The following is a 17,974-nucleotide window of genomic DNA, read 5'->3' as shown; positions in this document are numbered from 1 at the left end:
TCCTCACGATTCGCCGCCCGAACTCCCCCGCTCGGCGGCCACAGACATCCTGCCATCCCGCCCAGCCGGGTCGCCAACCGAAATGGAGCGCCACCGGCGATCACGACTTAACAACGATCCCGCCAAACCCGTGTCGTCCCAGCTCAGGAACCGATAAGCAGGCCGTAGGGCACAGCACACTCCGGTAGGCTCGCAAACACGCGCGGCGCAAGAAACACGGGGAGATAGAAAATCCAGCAGTTCATGATGCGGCTGAGCCGCAACCTGCGCAGATTCCGCTGGTTCGTCTTCGCAGGCTGGTTGCTCGCCCTCGTTCCGGCGATCTATCTGGCTATGACGCAGTCGGGGAACCTTACCGGCGGCGGATTCGAGGTTGCCGGCTCGCAGTCCCTGGCCGTCCACGACCAACTCGTCGCGCAATACCCCGAGCTGGGCGCGTCGCCGTTGGCGCTGGTCGCCGCTCCCCGCGCCGACGCCACGTATCAGGACATCAACGACGCCGTCGCCGAGCTGAAACGGATCGCCGGCGAGCTGCCGGGCGTCGCCGAGGCGCCCAACCCCACCCAGCGACCGCCCCAGCCGGACCGGCCGTACGTGGTGACGTTGCGCCTGGACGCCCGCAATCCCGGCACCAGCGACGTCGCCAAGAAGCTGCGCGAACGGGTCGGCGTCAAGGGCGACCAGTCCGGGCAGACCCCCAACGGCCACGTCCGGCTCTACGTCATCGGGCAGGGGGCGCTGAGCGCGGCCGCCGCGGCAAACACCAAACACGACATCGCCAAGGCCGAGGAATGGAACCTGCCGATCATCCTGGTCGTGCTGCTCGCGGTGTTCGGTTCGCTGGCCGCCGCGGCGATCCCGCTCGCTCTGGGCGTCTGCACGGTCGTGGTGACCATGGGGCTGGTCTATGCGCTGTCCATGCACACGCCCATGTCGGTGTTCGTCACCTCGACGGTGTCGATGTTCGGCATCGCGCTGGCCGTCGACTATTCGCTGTTCATCCTGATGCGCTTCCGGGAGGAGCTGCGCACCGGCCGGCAACCGCAGGAGGCCGTCGACGCGGCGATGGCCACCTCGGGCCTGGCGGTGGTGCTGTCCGGCTTGACCGTCATCGCCTCGCTGACCGGCATCTACCTGATCAACACCCCGGCGCTGCGGTCCATGGCCACCGGTGCCATCCTCGCGGTTGCCGTCGCCATGCTGACCTCGGCGACGTTGACGCCGGCGTTGCTGGCGACGTTCTCCCGGGCTGCCGCCAAGAGGTCGCCGCTGCTGCACTGGTCACGCCGGCCGGAAAGTACGGTGTCGCGGTTCTGGACACGCTGGGTCACCTGGGTGATGCGCCGGCCCTGGATCTCCGCGCTGGCGGCCTCCGCGGTGCTGCTGCTGATGGCCGCACCGGCGTTGTCGATGGTGTTAGGCAACAGCCTGCTGCGGCAGTTCGACTCCTCCCACGAAATCCGGGCCGGGGTGGCCTCGGCGTCACAGGCGCTCGGCCCGGGGGCGCTGGGTCCCGTTCAGGTTCTGGTGACGTTCCCCGACTGGCCGCAGGGACAGGACGCGGTCCCGGTCCGTGCGCAGAAGCTCGCCGCGATCCGCGAGAAGATGGCCCAGGGGCCCAACGTCGCGTCCGTCGGGCCGCCGCAGTACGCCGCAGACAACACCAGCGCGTTGCTCAACGCGGTGCTGTCGGTTGATCCGGAGGACCTGCGCGCACGGCACACCGTCGACTGGATGCGCAGCCAGCTACCCAGGGTCGGCGGCGACGCACAGGTTTCGGTCGGCGGCTCGACCGCGCTGATCAAGGACTTCGACGACCGCGTGTCGCAGACTCAGCCCATCGTGCTGGGCTTCGTCGCGCTGATCGCCTTCGGGATGCTGTTGCTCTCGGTGCACTCGGTGCTGCTGGCCCTCAAGGGCGTGCTGATGACGCTGCTTTCGGTGGCGGCCGCCTACGGCAGCCTGGTGATGGTCTTTCAATGGGGCTGGGCCGAGAAGCTCGGCTTCCCGCACCTGACGTCGATCGACAGCACCGTGCCCCCGCTGGTCCTGGCGATGACGTTCGGGCTGTCCATGGACTACGAGATCTTCCTGCTCACCCGCATCCGGGAACGGTTCCTGCAGACCGGTCACACCCGCGACGCGGTGGCCTACGGCGTCAGCACCAGTGCGCGCACCATCACCAGCGCTGCGCTGATCATGATCGCGGTGTTCTGCGGATTCGCCTTCGCCGGCATGCCGCTGGTGGCCGAGATCGGCGTGGCGTGCGCCGTCGCGATCGCGGTCGACGCCACGGTGGTGCGCCTGGTGCTGGTGCCGGCGTTGATGGCGATGTTCTCGAAGTGGAACTGGTGGCTGCCGGGCTGGTTGGGCCGGCTCCTGCCTTCGGTCGACTTCGACCGGCCGCTGCCCGATGTCGATCTCGGCGGCGTCGTCGTCATCCCCGAGGACATCACCGCCGCCATCGCCCCCAGCGCCGATCTGCGGGTGGTGATCAAGTCCGCCGCCAAGCTCAAACACCTTGCCCCCGATGCCATTTGCGTGACCGACCCGCTGGCGTTCAGCGGCTGCGCGCGCAAGGACGAGCCGGAATCAGCGGAGGCCGACACCGTGGCGCTGGCCACCGGCCCGGTCGGGAAGGCCAGCCTCGCCTACCGCAGCGGCATCGCCCGGGCCATGTCATGGGCCGACCGCCCGATCCATCCCGTGACGCTGTGGCGCGGACGCCTGGCCGTCGCGCTGGACGCGCTGGACAGCAGAGGCACCAGGAACGGCTTCCGGCGCAGCAGCCCGGTGGAGACCACCAACGTGCAACTGCCGACCGGTGACCGGCTGCTGATCCCGACGGGGGCGGAAACGCTGCGGTTCAAGGGCTACTTGATCATGAGCCGTAACAGCAGCCGCGATTATGCCGATTTTGCTGACATGGTCGACGCAATGGATCCGGAGACCGTCGCGGTGGTGCTGGCCGGGATGGACAGGTATTACTGTTGTCAGCCTCCCGGGTCGTCTTCGCGATCGCAGTGGATGGCTACCCAGTTGCTTCGCCGGCTTGCGGATCCCGATCCGTCCGACCTCGACGACGATTGGCCCGAACCCGACGGGAGGGCAGACTGGGAGCAGGTCAGGCAGCGCTGCCTGGCTGTGGCCGTAGCAATGCTGGAGGAGGCGAGGTGACGTTGGCTGCCGACCGACGGCCTGCTGCCTCCGCTGTGCGGCGGCCCGACCCTGACCAACCGGTGGAATTCTGGTCCACCGCCGCGATCCACGCCGCCCTGCAGGGTGGCGACATCGCCACCTGGAAGCGCATCGCGGCCGCCCTCAAACGCGACCCCTACGGCCGGACCGCACGTCAGGTGGAGGAGATCTTGCGGGGCTCGCGCCCGATCGGCATCGCCAAAGCGCTGTGGGAGGTGCTCGAGCGGGCCCGCACCCACCTCGAGTCCAATGAGCGCGCCGAGGTGGCGCGGCACGTGAAGCTACTGATGGACCGGTCGGGACTGGCGCAACAGGAGTTCGCCTCCCGGATCGGGGTAGCTCCGGAGGACCTCGCGACCTACCTCGATGGCAGCGTCAGCCCGTCGGCATCGCTGATGATCCGGATGCGCAGGTTGTCCGACCGGTTCGTCCGGGTTAAGAACGAGCGGTCAGCCAACTCCAACTAAACCTCAGCGCGAGTTGATCGGGACGATGTCCTGCACCAGCCAGTCGCTGCCGCGTTTGCTCAACGTGACGCGCACCGCCGGAGCGGCCTGACTGGTGGGCTGGCCGGGGGCGTTCTGGGTCACCCGCATGATCACCGCCACGCTGGCCGCCGATGGCCCGATCGCCTCCACACCGGCCGCCAGCGTGGAGGCCTGCGCGGTGATCTTGCGCTGCAGCAGGTCGGCGCTGGTCTTGGTGTACTCCTCTTTGAACTTGCCCGCTTTGTCCGGCACCATCATCGAGGCGGCGCGGTCGATGGAGGCCCCCGGCGCGGTCGGCGAAAACGATGCGACCGCCTCGGCCACTCCGGTGGCGACCTGCACCACGGCCACCGAGTCGCGCTTGAAGTCCTCGTCCTTGGTGGTCCAGTGCGTGTAGCCGGTCAGCACCGCCGCACACAGGGCCACCGCCGCCAGGAACGCCACCGCCAGCCGCAGCCCGGGCGCGTCGTCGTCGGTACCCACGGTGACCCGGTCGCGGCGCAGCAGCCAGAAGTTGATCGCCACGCCCTCGACGATCAGCAGCGCCAGCGCGGCGGCCACCGCCACCCACCAGCGCGGCCAATCCAGTACCGCGCCGATCCCGAACAACGCGACCAGCGCCGCCAGCGGCGCCAGCACATCGAACGCGGCGAGCCGCCATGCGTTTCTCATCGGATGGACTCCAACCTGGAGATCATCATCTTGTTGTCCACATTGGACACGTCCAGGCGCAGATTCCAGTGCACCACCTGCGGTTTGGCGCCGGCGTTCTCGCTGACCGAGGTCGCCACCAGCATCACCGAGTCGGTCCGGGTGGCGAAAGCCGGCAGTTTCGTCGTCACCACCGGCCGGGGGGAACCGGGCACGGTGTCCAGGTCGCGGTGCACGCTGTCGATGGCCACCGCCTCGATCTGACCGATGCTCTTGGCCTGCAGCTTCTCCACCACTTTCCGGTAGTCCATGACCGCGGCCTCGAAGTCGGTGTTGAGCTGTCCGACGGTACCGTCGTGCAGCCGCTGCAGGCTGGCGTCGATGTTGCCGACGTTCATGTTGATCAGGATTTGCGTCCAGTCGGCCGCCGCGGCCATCACCCGGGACAGGTAGACACGCTCGGCGGAGTCGTCGCGATGCCCGAACCAGATCAGCCCGCCGAGCACGAGCGCCGCGACCGAGATCAGCCCCAGCACGGTCGAGGCGATGCCGTAGGTGGAGAACACCCGGGCCTCGTCGTCGTCGGTGTCGTCGGTGTCGGCAGCGTCTTCTACGTCTTGGATGTCTTCGGCGTCCTGGTCAGCCATGGTGCGATCGTTGCACCCGAAAAGAGATGGAAGGATGGCGGGGTGACAGTAGAGGCCATCCGCTCGGGGATCGACCTGAGCTACGTCGACCCAGCCGCCCGCCCCCAAGACGACCTCTTCGGGCATGTCAACGGCCGCTGGCTGACCGAGTACGAAATTCCCGCCGACCGCGCGACCGACGGCGCCTTCCGCACCCTGTTCGACCGGGCCGAAGAGCAGGTGCGCGACCTGATCGTGCAGGCCAGCCAGGGCCAGGGCGCACCGGGCACCGACGAGCAGCGCATCGGCGACCTGTACGCCAGCTTCCTGGATGAAGCCGCCGTGGAGCGCCGCGGCCTGCAACCGCTGCTCGACGAACTGACCGTGATCGACGGCGCCGCCGATCGCAGCGCGCTGGCCACCGTCGTCGGCGCCCTGCAACGCACGGGGGTGGGCGGCGGCGTCGGACTGTACGTCGACACCGATTCCAAGAACTCCAGCCGGTACCTGGTGCACTTCTCGCAATCAGGCATCGGCCTGCCCGACGAGTCCTATTTCCGTGACGAGCAGCACGCCGCCGTGCTCGCCGCCTATCCAGGCCACATCGCGACGATGTTCAGCCTGGTCTTCGGTGGCAGCGCCGACGACCACGCCGACACCGCCGCCCGGATCGTGGCGCTGGAGACGAAGCTGGCTGCCGCCCACTGGGACGTCGTCAAGCGCCGTGACGCCGAGCTCACCTACAACCTGCGCACGTTCGTCGAATTGGAAAGCACCTCGGGCTTCGACTGGTCGGGTTGGGTCACCGGGCTCGGGACCACGCCGGAGGCCGTCGCGGAACTGGTTGTCCGGCAACCGGATTACCTCACCGCGTTCGCCGAACTGTGGAGCAGTGAAGACCTCGACGACTGGAAGAGTTGGGCCCGGTGGCGGTTGATCCGCGCCCGGTCGCCGTGGCTGACCAGCGAGATGGTGGAGGCCGACTTCGACTTCTACGGCCGCCGGCTCACCGGCACCGAGCAGATCCGGGACCGCTGGAAGCGGGCGGTCGCACTGGTGGAGACACTAATGGGCGACGCCGTCGGAAAGCTCTATGTGGAACGGCATTTCCCGCCGGACGCCAAGGACCGGATCGATGCGCTGGTCACCAACTTGCGCGAGGCGTACCGGATCAGCATCAGCGACCTGGACTGGATGACCCCGGACACGCGCCGGCGCGCGCTGACCAAGCTCGACAAGTTCACCGCCAAGGTCGGCTACCCGGTCACCTGGCGGGACTACTCGGCGCTGGTCATCGACCGCGACGACCTGTACGGCAACTTCCAGCGGGGCTACGCCGTCAACCACGACCGGGAACTTGCCAAGCTCGGCGGACCCGTCGACCGCGACGAATGGTTCATGACACCGCAGACCGTCAACGCCTACTACAACCCGGGGATGAACGAAATCGTCTTCCCCGCAGCCATTTTGCAGCCGCCGTTCTTCGACGCCGAAGCCGACGACGCCGCCAACTACGGCGGTATCGGCGCGGTGATCGGACACGAGATCGGGCACGGCTTCGACGATCAAGGCGCCAAGTACGACGGCGACGGCAACCTGGTCGACTGGTGGACCGACGACGACCGGACCGAGTTCGGCGCCCGGACCAAGGCGCTGATCGAACAGTACGAGGCTTACACGCCACGCGGGTTGGACAACGGTCATCACGTGAACGGTGCCTTCACCGTCGGTGAGAACATCGGCGATCTGGGTGGTCTGTCGATCGCGCTGCTGGCCTACCAGTTGTCACTGAACGGCGAACCCGCCCCGGTGATCGACGGCCTCACCGGCGTGCAGCGGGTGTTCTTCGGCTGGGCCCAGGTGTGGCGCACGAAATCCCGTGACGCTGAAGCGATCCGGCGCCTGGCGGTGGACCCGCACTCGCCGCCGGAGTTCCGCTGCAACGGCGTGATCCGCAACGTGGACGCCTTCTACGAGGCGTTCGACGTGGCCGAGTCGGACGAGCTGTTCCTGGACCCCCACCGCCGCGTCCGCATCTGGAACTGACACTCGCGAGCAGACGCAAAGGCCCCTGAAACAGGCCTTACGCGGGTACCTGCGCGTCTGCTCGCGAGGGTGCGGGGCACGCTTCGATCCGGGCGGGCACGTGCTTGTGCCACGGCGTACCCGCGTAGCGGTCGCGCCACTTCGTCGACGTCAACGCGTTGGGCGCCACACCCGGCACCACCGTGCGACCGTCCTCGCCGATGTAGTCGAGCCCGAAACCGTTGGGCAGCGCCGCATGTCCGGGCAGCATGGTCTCGGTGATCTCGACGGTGGCTTCCGCGCTACCCGCCGCCGTGGTGATCCGCGCCCGGCCGCCGTCGCGCAGGCCGAGCGCCTGGGCGTCCTCGACGCTGACCCGCAGCGCCCCGTCGGTGTCGCGTTTACGCCAGGACGGATCGCGGAAGATGTCGTTGGCGGTGTAGGCGCGCCGCTCCCCCACCGACAGCACGATCGGCAGCTCGTCGCTGGTAAGCCGATCTGGACCGGTAACCAAAGCCCTTATCTCGCTTAACATCTCCGGTATTTCCAGTGCGATCTTGTGGTCACTGTGACCGATCAGCGCGAAGTCGTCCTCGTAGTTGTGCACGGTGAACGTGATCCCCGATCGACCGTTGAGGATCGCGTCGAACAGCGCGTTGCCGTCGGCGTGCCCGGCGCGCCGCACGGCGTCGGGGTATGTCATCGCCGTCTTCTGCGCCTGCCCCCACAGCGCTGCCGCCCCGGCCAGCCCGTCCGGCAAGGTCGGGCCCAGAGTCTCATAGAGCACGTAGGGCAGCACCCGGGCCAGCGTCGGATTGCCGGCGACCGCCCCCAGAAATGCCGCGGTATACGCCTGACGCCCCTGGGCGGCGGCCTCGTGCAGCGGGCGCAGATCCTCATCCGAGACGACGCCCAGTGCGCGAACCAGCCTCGCCCAGATCTCGGGTTCGGGCAACGTGCCGGGCAACGGCGCGAACAGGGGGTGGCGCAATTGCATTGCATTGTGCGGGAATTCGAGGTTGAAGAAGGTCGCCTCGCACTTCTCGAACTGCGTCGCCGCCGGCAACACGTAGTGCGCCAGCCGGGCGGTTTCGGTCATCGCGACGTCGACGACCACCAGCAGTTCCAGCGACCCGAACGCCTCGCGACACGCGGCCGAGTCGGCCAGCGAGTGTGCCGGGTTGCTGCTTTCGACGATCATCGCCCGGAACCGGTCTGGGTGGTCGGTCAGGATTTCTTCGGGCACCACGTTGCCCGGAACCAGCCCGGCGATAATGGGTGCGCCGGTGACCGGGGTGCGCCCCGAGACGGTGCTGAACAGCGGCACGAACGACGAATGCAGGTGCTGGCCGCCCTTTTTCGCGAAGTTGCCGGTGAGGATCCACAACATCTTGTTCAGGTAGGAACACACCGTGCTGTTGGGCGCCTGCTGCACCCCGAGGTCCTCGAACACCGCGACACTGCCGGCTGTCCCGACGCGGCGCGCCGCCGCGCGCAACAGTTCCTCGTCCACTCCGCAGCGCCCGGCATACTCGCCGACCGGGACTTGCTGCAGCACCTCCCGAACGGCTTCCACACCGTGCACGTGCTCGGCGAGAAATGCTTCGTCGCAGAGGTTTTCCTGTACCAGCACGCCAGCCAGTGCCGCCAGGCACCAAGCGTCGGTTCCCGGTCGCACCCGCAGGTGGAAGTCGGCCATCTTGGCGGTATCGGTGACCACCGGGTCGATCACGATCATCGACCGCAGCGGATCCTTCGCGATCTCGTTGAGCACCACCCGGGCGCGGGGGAAGCTGTGCGACATCCACGGGTTCTTGCCGACGAAAACCGATACCTCGGCATGCTCGAACTCGCCGCGGGTGTGGCCGCCGTAGAGTTGCGCATCAACCCAGGCTTCGCCGGTCTTCTCCTGCGCCAACGCATTTGACCGGTACTTCGAGCCCAACGCCTTGAGGAACGCGCCACTGTAGGCGCCGCCGAGGTGGTTGCCCTGCCCGCCGCCGCCGTAGTAAAAGATCTTGTCGCCGCCGTAGGTGTCTCGGATGTGTTTGAAGCCCTCGGCGATCTCGACGATCGCTGTGTCCCAGTCGATCTCTTCGTAGCTACCGTCGGCGCGCCGGCGCAGCGGTGCGGTGAGCCGACCCCGGCCGTTCTGGTAGTGATCCAGCCGCAACGCCTTGTTGCAGGTGTACCCCTGTGACGCCGGATGCGCCTTGTCGCCCCGGATGCGGGCAAGGGTGCGGCCTTCGGTCTGTACGACGATGCCGCAGTTGCACTCGCACAGGATGCATGCCGTGGGCTGCCAGTCATTCATGGGGCAGGTTCCTTTCCAGCAACTCACGCAATTGGCGGTGAACGAGATCCAGCGGCGCCAGGTCGCGTCGTACCCGCGCCAGCAATAGCGCCCCCTCGAGCGTGGCCGTCGCCAGTTCGGCGAGCTCCCCCGCGCGCTGTGAATCGATGCCGTCGGCGACGAAGCGCTGGGTGATCAGTTCCGACCACCGGTCGAACGCCGCGGCCGCCCGCTGCACCACCGGCGCCATCCGGTCGCGGTCGTCCTGGTCGAAGCCCGCTTCCACTGACACCGCGGCGATCGGGCAACCCGCGCGGAACTCGGTGGCCAGCAGCTGTTCCCGGTACTTGTCGATCAGCGTGTCCAGCAGCTCCAGTCCGCTGTGCGCTTCGGCGATCAGGGCGGCGATGTGCTCACCGGCCAGATCGACCGCCTCGCACAGCAGCTGGGTGCGCCCGCCCGGAAAGTGGTGGTAGGCCGAGCCGCGCGGAGCTCCGCTGTGCGCCAGCACGTCGGCTATCGCGGTGGCCCGTGCGCCGCGCTCCCTGATCAACAGGGCGGCAGACATCACCATCCGATCCCGGGGACTTCGCATATGTATGATGTTATACATAACTTCCCGGCGCGAACAGACGCATAAGCCCCCTTTTCAGGGCAGAAAAGGGGGCTTATGCGTCTGCTCAGCGACTACGGGGCACCCTCCAGCTCTGCAAGCGACACGTCGATGCCGTCCAGCAAGCTCCACACGTCTCGAATCTGTTCCCGGTCGACGATGATGCCGATGTCCACGCGGCCGTCATAGCTCATCACGGTGATATTGAGGCCGATGCCGTCGGTGATGACCGAGACCGGATAGTTGGCGACCAACCGGGCGCCGCCGCAATACAGCGGAAACTGCGGTCCGGGGACGTTGGACACCACCAGGTTCCAGGTCGGGCGGCCGACCGACGAGGTCGCCAGCGCGAACGTCGCCCGGGCCGCCCGGCTGAACAGAGCAGGCGGAATGAAGTGATTGACGTCCGAGAGCAGGTCGGCCGGGAGCGCGCGGTGGCGTTCCTTGAGCTCACTCATGCTGGCCGAGGTCGCCTTGAGCCGCTCGACCGGATCGGCGAGCTGTGTGTGCAGCGGCGCGGCCATCATCAATACGCGATTGCCGTAGGTCCCCGCCTGGTCCTCGGTGCGGACCGAGACGGGGATCTGCACCACCAACGGCTCATCAGGTAGTTCGTTGTGGTCCACCAGCCACCGGCGCACCGCGCCCGCACAAAGTGACACCACGACGTCGTTGACGGTCACCCCGTACGCATTCTTGACGTCCTTGACGCGCTGCAGCTCCAGGCTTCCGAACGCGAAGCGCCGATGGGGCGACACCCGCCGGTTGAACGACGTCCTGGGGGCGGTCATCGCGCGGCGAGTCACCCGTCCGCGGTCTCGCCGGGCCAGGCCTTGCACGCGCCCGACCATCCGACTCGTCCGGCCCACCAACGGAATTGTCGAAAAGGTCGTCTCCTCGAGGTTGGGTAGCGCCCGCGGTAGCGACCGCAGCATCCGTACCGAGGAGCGCGGGATTCCGGCCAGGGCGCGGCCCCACAACTCGACGCTGCCCGGCGGCCGCTCGGGCACCGAAGGGTCGGCGGGTGACAGCGGGCGGGACTCCGGACTGACGTCCAGCAGCAGGCCGGTGATCTCGGCGCCGGACACGCCGTCGATGACGGCGTGGTGGATCTTCGTGTACACCGCGACGTAATTGTTCTTCAGGCCGCTGATGACGTACATCTCCCACAGCGGCCGGTCGCGGTCCAACGGGCGGGCGTGCAGCCGTGACACCAACTCGGCCAGCTGATTATCATCGCCCGGGGCGGGCAGCGCCGCCTCTCGCACGTGGTAGCTCAGGTCGAACCGGTCGTCCTCGACCCAGTACGGATAGTCCAGTCCGAGGGGAACCTCGATCAGTCGCCATCGCAGCGGCGGCAGCAGATGCATTCGTTCCCGCAGCAGCTTGCTCATCGAGGCGCAGGTCAGGGTGCCGTCCGGAGCGGTGCTCGGATCATGTATCGCCAGACCGGCAACGTGACCCGTGCGGCGCCGGTCTTCGATGGCCAGAAACTGGGTGTCCAGGCTGCTGAGTTGTTTCATAAGCGACGCCATCCTTGCCGCGTGAGTGTGCTGGGCTGGGGCGTCGAGAGGTTAGCCGGTTTGCTCGGGGCGAAACCGATTCATTCGTCCGCGCTACTCACTGCCGCTGCGACGGCACGATTGTTCAGCAGCAGGTCGTCCATCACCGTCGTGGTGATGCCGCGCATCGCCAGCATCGGTGCCACCCAGGCGGGCGCGGTGATCCGTGCCGCTCGCCGCTCGATGCCGTCCAGCACCACGCGCGCCGCCTCGGCGACCGGGATCGGCCGCGTGACGAAGCTCGGAATCGCTTGGCGCACTTGGGTTGCGCGCTGCTGGGCGAAGACGTCGGCAGCCAGGTCCGTCTCGATGAAACCCAGGTAGGCGATGCCGGTCGTCAGCCCCTGCGGTGCCAGCTCGACACGCAACGCACGAGCCAATTGCTCGACGCCGGCCTTGCTGACGGCGTACGGAGCGGCGAGCACCCCATTGAAGAACGCATAAATCGACCCCACGAACAGGATGTGTCCCTGCCGCTGGACCAGGGCCGGAAGGGTGGCGCGGACGGTGCGCCATTGGCCGAGCAGATCCACCTCGACGGTGCGCTCGAACTCCGACGGTGCGATGGTGGCGACCGTTTCCGACGGTGGCGCGATGCCCGCGTTCGCCACCACCACGTCGATCCCGCCGAAGGTGGACACGGCGTCTTGGGCGGCGCGCTGCAACTTCTCGACATCGGTCACGTCGGCCTCAAAAGCGGCGGCGCGTTCACCGAGTTCGTCGGCCAGCTGCTGCAACGGATCCAGCCGGCGGCCCACCAGCGCGACCTGGGCACCGCGGGCGTAAGCCTGGCGGGCGATTTCGGCGCCGAGTCCGCGGGCAGCGCCGGTGATGAAGACGACGCGTCCGTCGATGTCTTGGCGCGAACCGCCGCCGAAGAAGCGGTTGGCCAGCGGCAGCGCCTTCGGCAGCCGCGAGGTCGCTCGGGCCAGAGCCCGAATGGTGTCGGTGATCATCCCCGGTGTATTGCCGGATTGCCGAGCGCTAAGCGGCCCGTCCGTCCGCCCGCGAGCAGACGCAAAGGCCCCCTTTTCGGGACCGAAAAGGGGGCCTTTGCGTCTGCTCGGCGTGGAAAAGCTACAGCTGCCAGTCCGAGGCGCCGTCGGGCTTGTTGTAGGTGCCGACGGAGTTCTTGACCACGATCGGGTCACCGCTGCCGAAGTTGTCGAAGAACCACTTCGCATTGGCCGGACTCAGGTTGATGCAGCCGTGGCTGACATCGCGCTTGCCCTGGTCGGCCACCGACCACGGCGCGCTGTGCACGAAGTTGCCGCTGTTGTCGATGCGGACGGCGTCCGAGACGGTCACCTTGTAGCCGTTGGGCGAGTTGACCGGCACCCCGTAGGTCGAGGAGTCCATCACCACCGTCGGCATCTTCTCCAGCACGTAGTAGGTGCCGTTGGGCGTCTGGTGGCCGCCGGAGGCCATCCCCATCGACATCGGGAAGGTCTGCTGCACCACGCCGTTGCGGGTGATCGTCATCTGGTGCGTGGCGTCGTCGGCCGTCGCGATCAGCGAATCGCCGGTGCGAAAACTCGACTTGGTGCCGGCCGCGTCGATGTTCACCGCAGTGTTGGCCGGCCAGAAGCTCAGCGGCCGCCAACGCAACTGCGACGGAGTCATCCAGTAGAACTTGCCCGGCACCGGCGGGATCGACGAGATGTGGACGGCCCGTTCGGCCATCGCCTGGTCGGCGATCGGCACCTGGAAGTTGATGATGATGGGCTTGGCCACGCCGACCATGGCCCCGTTGACCGGGTTGAATGACGGCGGCCGGAACGGCGGCTCGCCGGTGAACGGTGTCGGGTCCTGTCCGGCCACCGGCCCGGAGGCCACCGGCACCGCCGCCGGGTCGGTCGGGGGCACACCGAACGGGTCGGTCAACGGCGGCAGAGCCACCGGCTCGGGCGCGGGCGGGTCGGCAGGCGCGACCACCGGGCCGGGGTCGCCGGGCGCCTCGTCCGGGTCGGCCAACGCGGGGCCGGCACCCAGCACGAGCACCGCGACCAGTCCGAATGCGTTGAGAGCGGCGGCGAGGCCAACCCTCGTGCGGCCCCTTTTCGAGCGCGACATACTGTTTCCCTTCGGTCACATACCTCAAGACCCAAACTGGCCCCAGTGTGGCACAGCAGAACCCCTGCTTTGCCATTCGAGGAACTTCCCGCGGCCGTTACCGAGCCCAGTTCAGGGCGCTGACCTGCGACGTTAGTCGGCCTGTGAAATTGCCGAATCTGCCGTATCGACGATCGGGCGTATCGCTGCCATCGCCAACAAGGCGGCGCCCATCAGACCCGCCGACGCGGTGAGCATCATCGCCACACTGCGCTCGTACAACAATCCGCCCGCCAGCGAGCCGGCCATGATGCCCACCTGAAAAGCCGTCACATACAACCCCGAGGCGCCGTCGGGGTCGTCGGCCCCGGCCCGCATCGCCGCCGACTGCAGCATCGGCGACACCGCCGTGGCCATGGCGCCCCACAGCACGATCGCCCCGGTCCCGACCACCAGCGCCGCCACCCCCGAACGGTGCCAGCCGAAGGCCAACGCGCTGAGCAGCGCCAGGGCGGCCGTCAGGCCCGCCATGCAGACGATGATCGCGCCCTTGGGGCGGCGGTCCAGCGGTCGTGCCACCAGCGCGACCGACAGCACTCCAGCAATTCCGTAGGCAGCCAGCAGCCAGGCGACGTTGGGCCCGTGCACGCCGACCACCTGACGGACGATGACCACGATGTAGGTGTAGGAGACGAAGTGCCCCGTGACGCCGACCATGGTGATCAGGCTCACGATGATCAGGGCCCGGTTGCGGTGATGCGTGGAGCGTCGGCCCACGTACTGCAACTGGTCGGTGGTCAGCGTCATGGTGGGCAGCACCACCCGCGCCGCCACGGTCACCACGGCGGCCGCGACGGTGACACACACCGCCGCCAGACGCCAGCCCCACATCAGGCTCAGCGCCGCGGTGAGTGGGCTCCCGACGACCAGCGCCAGGCTGGTTCCGACGTAGATCGACATGGTGGCACGTCCGGCGTGGCTGGGCGGGACCAGGCGAGTCGCGATCGGGGCGATCACCGACCACAACAGGCCGTGCGTCACGGCGCACAGCACCCGGCCGGCGGCGAGCACCGCGAAGCTGGGCGCCAGCGCCGAGATCAACTGCGAGATCGTCAGACACACCAGGCTGAGCAACAGCGTCCGGCGCCGCGGCCAGTGCGCGGTCCAGCGCACCAGCGGGACGGTGGTCAGGGCCGCGACGAACGCGTACCACGACAGCAGCGTGCCGACCAGCACCACGCTGACATCGAGGTTGCGCGCGATCGCCGAGAGCGCCCCCACCGGCAGCAGTTCGGCGGTCACATAGATGAAGGCCGCCGCGGCGAGCACTGCAAGTTGAACCGCGATCCGTGGCGTCCACGTTCGTGCGGTTGCGGCGATGGTTCCCGATTCGGCGGTCATGGTGTTGGAGGTGGCACATCGTGCGGTGCGCCGTGACAACCGTACGCAACGTATCGGGGCTTTACCCAAACATCGCGTGTCAACACGCCCGGGTCAGGAACGAACGAGGCGTGCGATGGCGGCCGACGCTTCGGCCAGTTTCTGCTCGGCCTCCGGGCCGCCCTCGGTCACGGCGCGGGTGACGCAATGGTTCAAGTGCTCGTCGAGCAGATTGAGCGCCACTGACCGCATCGCGCTGTTGACGGCACTGATCTGGGTGAGCACGTCGATGCAGTACTTGTCCTCTTCGATCATCCGCGCGATGCCGCGCACCTGACCCTCGATGCGACGCAGCCGCTTGGCGTAGTTGTCCTTCTGCTGCGCGTATCCCTGTGCCGCCGTCATGTAGTCTCCCAAACGCCATGCCATACCCCGACGGGGTATCTCCCAAGGATGATAAACGATTTTGGCGGGATCGCGTCGCACCGCATACTTGCAGCATGGTTTCAGCCCCTGACGCACCCGACATCAAGCCACGCAGCCGCGACGTCACCGACGGCCTGGAGAAGGCCGCCGCCCGCGGAATGCTCCGCGCGGTAGGGATGGGGGACGAGGATTTCGCCAAGGCGCAGATCGGGGTCGCCTCGTCCTGGAACGAGATCACCCCGTGCAACCTGTCACTGGACCGGTTGGCCAAGGCCGTCAAGGAGGGCGTGTTCGCCGCCGGCGGATACCCGCTGGAGTTCGGCACGATCTCGGTGTCCGACGGCATCTCGATGGGACACGAGGGGATGCACTTTTCCTTGGTGTCCCGGGAGGTGATCGCGGACAGCGTGGAGACGGTGATGCAGGCCGAGCGCCTGGACGGCTCGGTGCTGTTGGCCGGCTGCGACAAGTCGCTGCCCGGCATGCTGATGGCCGCCGCCCGGCTGGATCTGGCCGCGGTGTTCCTCTACGCGGGGTCGATCCTGCCGGGGGTCGCCAAGCTGTCGGACGGCAGTGAGCGCGAAGTCACCATCATCGACGCGTTCGAGGCGGTGGGCGCCTGCGCCCGCGGTCTGATGCCGCGGGAGGACGTCGACGCCATCGAGCGGGCGATCTGCCCCGGCGAGGGCGCCTGCGGCGGCATGTACACCGCCAACACCATGGCCAGCGCCGCCGAGGCCCTGGGCATGTCCCTGCCGGGCAGCGCCGCGCCCCCGGCGACCGACCGCCGCCGCGACGGCTTCGCCCGCCGCAGCGGCCAGGCCGTCATCGAACTGCTCCGCCAGGGCATCACCGCCCGCGACATCCTCACCCGGGAGGCGTTCGAGAACGCCATCGCGGTGGTGATGGCGTTCGGCGGTTCGACCAACGCGGTGCTGCACCTGCTCGCCATCGCCCGCGAGGCCGAGGTCGAACTATCCCTCGACGACTTCACCCGGATCGGCAAGCGGGTGCCGCACCTGGCCGACGTCAAGCCGTTCGGCCGACACGTGATGTCGCACGTCGACCACATCGGCGGGGTGCCGGTGGTGATGAAGGCTTTGCTGGATGCCGGCCTGCTGCACGGTCAGTGCCTGACCGTGACCGGCAAGACCCTTGCGGAGAACCTGGCCGACATCGACCCGCCGGACCCGGACGGCAAGGTGTTACGCGCGCTGAACAACCCGATCCACCCGACCGGCGGCATCACCATCCTGCGCGGATCGCTGGCGCCAGAGGGCGCGGTGGTCAAGTCGGCCGGATTCGATTCCGACGTGTTCGAAGGCACCGCAAGGGTTTTCGACGGTGAGCGGGCCGCGCTGGACGCACTGGAGGACGGCACCATCACCCACGGCGACGCGGTGGTGATCCGCTACGAAGGCCCCAAGGGTGGTCCCGGGATGCGCGAGATGCTCGCCATTACCGGCGCCATCAAGGGCGCCGGGCTGGGTAAGGACGTGCTGCTGCTGACCGACGGCCGGTTCTCCGGCGGGACGACGGGGTTGTGCGTGGGGCATGTGGCGCCCGAGGCCGTCGACGCCGGCCCGATCGCCTTCGTGTGCGACGGCGACAAAATCCGTCTCGACGTGGCCAACCACACCCTGGACGTGCTGGTCGACCCGGACGAGTTCGCGGCGCGCCGAACGGGTTTCACTCCCCCGCCGCCGCGTTACAAGACCGGTGTGCTGGCGAAATACGTCAAGCTGGTCGGCTCGGCCGCAAACGGCGCCGTCTGCAATTAGAATCCCATTCGGTCAGGCGCGGCCAGATCAATTGCGGCCGTGCGCCTTTCGATATCGCCAATCGGCCACCAGGGTCGGCCCTGGACGTTAACATCGTGCGACCCCATGCTTCCTGAGCACAGCGAGGTGCCCGATGTCGTACGTAGCCATCACACCGGAGATCGTGGCCTCGGTGGCCGCCGACGTGCACAACATCGGCGCCCAACTGGCTCACCAGAACGCGGCGGCGGCCGCCACCACCACCACGGTGGCCAGCGCGGCGGCCGACGAGGTGTCCGCCGCGATCGCGGCGCTGTTCTCCCAGCATGCTCAGGGCTACCAGGTGATCGCCGGTCAGGCGGCGGCCTTCCATGACCAGTTCACGGCCGCCCTCACAGCCGCCTCCGATACCTATCTGTCGGCCGAAGCGGCCAACACCGGGTTGCTGGGACTCGTCAACGCACCCACCAGGCTGCTGCTCAATCGCCCCCTGATCGGCAACGGCGCCAACGGCACCACCGTCAACGGTGTCGGCACGGCGGGCGGGGCTGGCGGCCTCCTCTACGGCAACGGCGGCAGCGGCGGGGCCAGCACCAACCCCGGAGCGGTGGGCGGTTCCGGCGGATCCGCCGGGTTCATCGGCAACGGCGGCGTGGGCGGTGTGGGTGGACCGGGCGGCACCGGAGGCGCCGGCGGCAGCGGCGGAACGTGGCTCGGCAATGGCGGCGCCGGCGGGATGGGCGGGGCCGGCATCACCGGCATGGCCGGCGGCAACGGCGGGGCCGGAGGCAACGGCGGGGCCGGCGGAAACGCGGGAACGCACGGCTACGCCGGCGCGGGTGGCGCCGGCGGGAGCGGCGGAGACGGGGGCCAGGGCCTGGCCGGTCAGCAAGGCGGGGT

At 68.1% G+C, this 17,974-nt stretch carries 14 protein-coding genes; 5 read left to right on the top strand and 9 right to left on the bottom strand.

The features are described from left to right. The first annotated feature begins 243 nt into the window (after nucleotides 1–243). Nucleotides 244–3,177, top strand: coding sequence for an MMPL family transporter (locus AWC08_RS11060; protein WP_069433663.1), 2,934 nt, complete (start codon nucleotides 244–246; stop codon nucleotides 3,175–3,177). Beyond that, nucleotides 3,174–3,665, top strand: a complete 492-nt coding sequence (locus AWC08_RS11055; protein ID WP_065136275.1) for a hypothetical protein — start codon at nucleotides 3,174–3,176, stop codon at nucleotides 3,663–3,665. The genes AWC08_RS11060 and AWC08_RS11055 overlap by 4 nt, the downstream gene beginning before the upstream one ends. Nucleotides 3,666–3,668: 3 nt before the next feature. Here AWC08_RS11055 and AWC08_RS11050 read toward each other — a convergent pair whose 3' ends face one another. Together AWC08_RS11050 and AWC08_RS11045 are read right to left on the bottom strand one after the other, a co-directional pair. Next, nucleotides 3,669–4,358 carry a hypothetical protein gene (locus AWC08_RS11050; RefSeq protein ID WP_065136274.1) on the bottom strand — a complete coding sequence of 230 codons (690 nt, stop codon included), beginning with the start codon at nucleotides 4,356–4,358 and terminating at the stop codon, nucleotides 3,669–3,671. Beyond that, complete coding sequence (locus tag AWC08_RS11045; RefSeq protein ID WP_065136273.1) at nucleotides 4,355–4,984, bottom strand: hypothetical protein; 630 nt, start codon at nucleotides 4,982–4,984, stop codon at nucleotides 4,355–4,357. Before AWC08_RS11045 ends, AWC08_RS11050 begins: the two co-directional genes overlap by 4 nt. Nucleotides 4,985–5,026: 42 nt before the next feature. Here AWC08_RS11045 and AWC08_RS11040 point away from each other — a divergent pair, with 42 nt between their 5' ends. Further along, nucleotides 5,027–7,009 (top strand): M13 family metallopeptidase, encoded by a 1,983-nt coding sequence (locus AWC08_RS11040; RefSeq protein WP_069433662.1) that lies wholly within the window; start codon nucleotides 5,027–5,029, stop codon nucleotides 7,007–7,009. A gap of 37 nt (nucleotides 7,010–7,046) precedes the next feature. On the opposite strand, the gene AWC08_RS11035 is transcribed toward AWC08_RS11040, so the two are convergent. The 7 genes from AWC08_RS11035 to ricR all read right to left on the bottom strand — a co-directional run bounded on the left by AWC08_RS11035 (nucleotide 7,047) and on the right by ricR (nucleotide 15,293). Further along, nucleotides 7,047–9,302: a molybdopterin-dependent oxidoreductase gene (locus tag AWC08_RS11035; protein ID WP_069433661.1), complete on the bottom strand. Its 2,256-nt coding sequence runs from the start codon at nucleotides 9,300–9,302 to the stop codon at nucleotides 7,047–7,049. Further along, nucleotides 9,295–9,876: an LmrA/YxaF family transcription factor gene (locus AWC08_RS11030; protein WP_065134307.1), complete on the bottom strand. Its 582-nt coding sequence runs from the start codon at nucleotides 9,874–9,876 to the stop codon at nucleotides 9,295–9,297. Before AWC08_RS11030 ends, AWC08_RS11035 begins: the two co-directional genes overlap by 8 nt. Nucleotides 9,877–9,968: 92 nt before the next feature. Continuing rightward, on the bottom strand, nucleotides 9,969–11,417 hold the full coding sequence (locus tag AWC08_RS11025; RefSeq protein ID WP_065134306.1) for a WS/DGAT/MGAT family O-acyltransferase: 1,449 nt from the start codon (nucleotides 11,415–11,417) through the stop codon (nucleotides 9,969–9,971). Between the two features lie 80 nt (nucleotides 11,418–11,497). Beyond that, the gene (locus tag AWC08_RS11020; protein WP_083271140.1) at nucleotides 11,498–12,412 is read right to left on the bottom strand and encodes a short-chain dehydrogenase/reductase; all 915 of its coding nucleotides are present in this window, start codon (nucleotides 12,410–12,412) and stop codon (nucleotides 11,498–11,500) included. A gap of 121 nt (nucleotides 12,413–12,533) precedes the next feature. Next, complete coding sequence (locus AWC08_RS11015; RefSeq protein WP_065134305.1) at nucleotides 12,534–13,529, bottom strand: L,D-transpeptidase; 996 nt, start codon at nucleotides 13,527–13,529, stop codon at nucleotides 12,534–12,536. A gap of 132 nt (nucleotides 13,530–13,661) precedes the next feature. After that, entirely contained in the window at nucleotides 13,662–14,909 is a 1,248-nt protein-coding gene (locus AWC08_RS11010) for an MFS transporter (protein ID WP_065134304.1), read from the bottom strand. Between the two features lie 93 nt (nucleotides 14,910–15,002). Beyond that, a complete protein-coding gene (ricR, locus tag AWC08_RS11005; RefSeq protein ID WP_065134309.1) occupies nucleotides 15,003–15,293 on the bottom strand; it encodes a copper-sensing transcriptional repressor RicR in 291 nt (96 codons plus the stop codon). 95 nt (nucleotides 15,294–15,388) lie between these two features. Here ricR and ilvD point away from each other — a divergent pair, with 95 nt between their 5' ends. Further along, nucleotides 15,389–17,095 carry a dihydroxy-acid dehydratase gene (gene ilvD, locus AWC08_RS11000; RefSeq protein WP_065134303.1) on the top strand — a complete coding sequence of 569 codons (1,707 nt, stop codon included), beginning with the start codon at nucleotides 15,389–15,391 and terminating at the stop codon, nucleotides 17,093–17,095. A 133-nt stretch (nucleotides 17,096–17,228) separates the two neighbouring features. After that, on the top strand, nucleotides 17,229–17,974 hold a 746-nt coding region (locus tag AWC08_RS10995), incomplete at its 3' end, for a PE family protein (protein ID WP_142283518.1).

It is taken from the genome of Mycobacterium gordonae (genome assembly GCF_002101675.1).
Lineage (GTDB): Bacteria > Actinomycetota > Actinomycetes > Mycobacteriales > Mycobacteriaceae > Mycobacterium > Mycobacterium gordonae.
The sequence above is the reverse complement of the archived record's forward strand: the minus strand, read 5'-3'. Positions and strand labels throughout refer to the sequence as shown.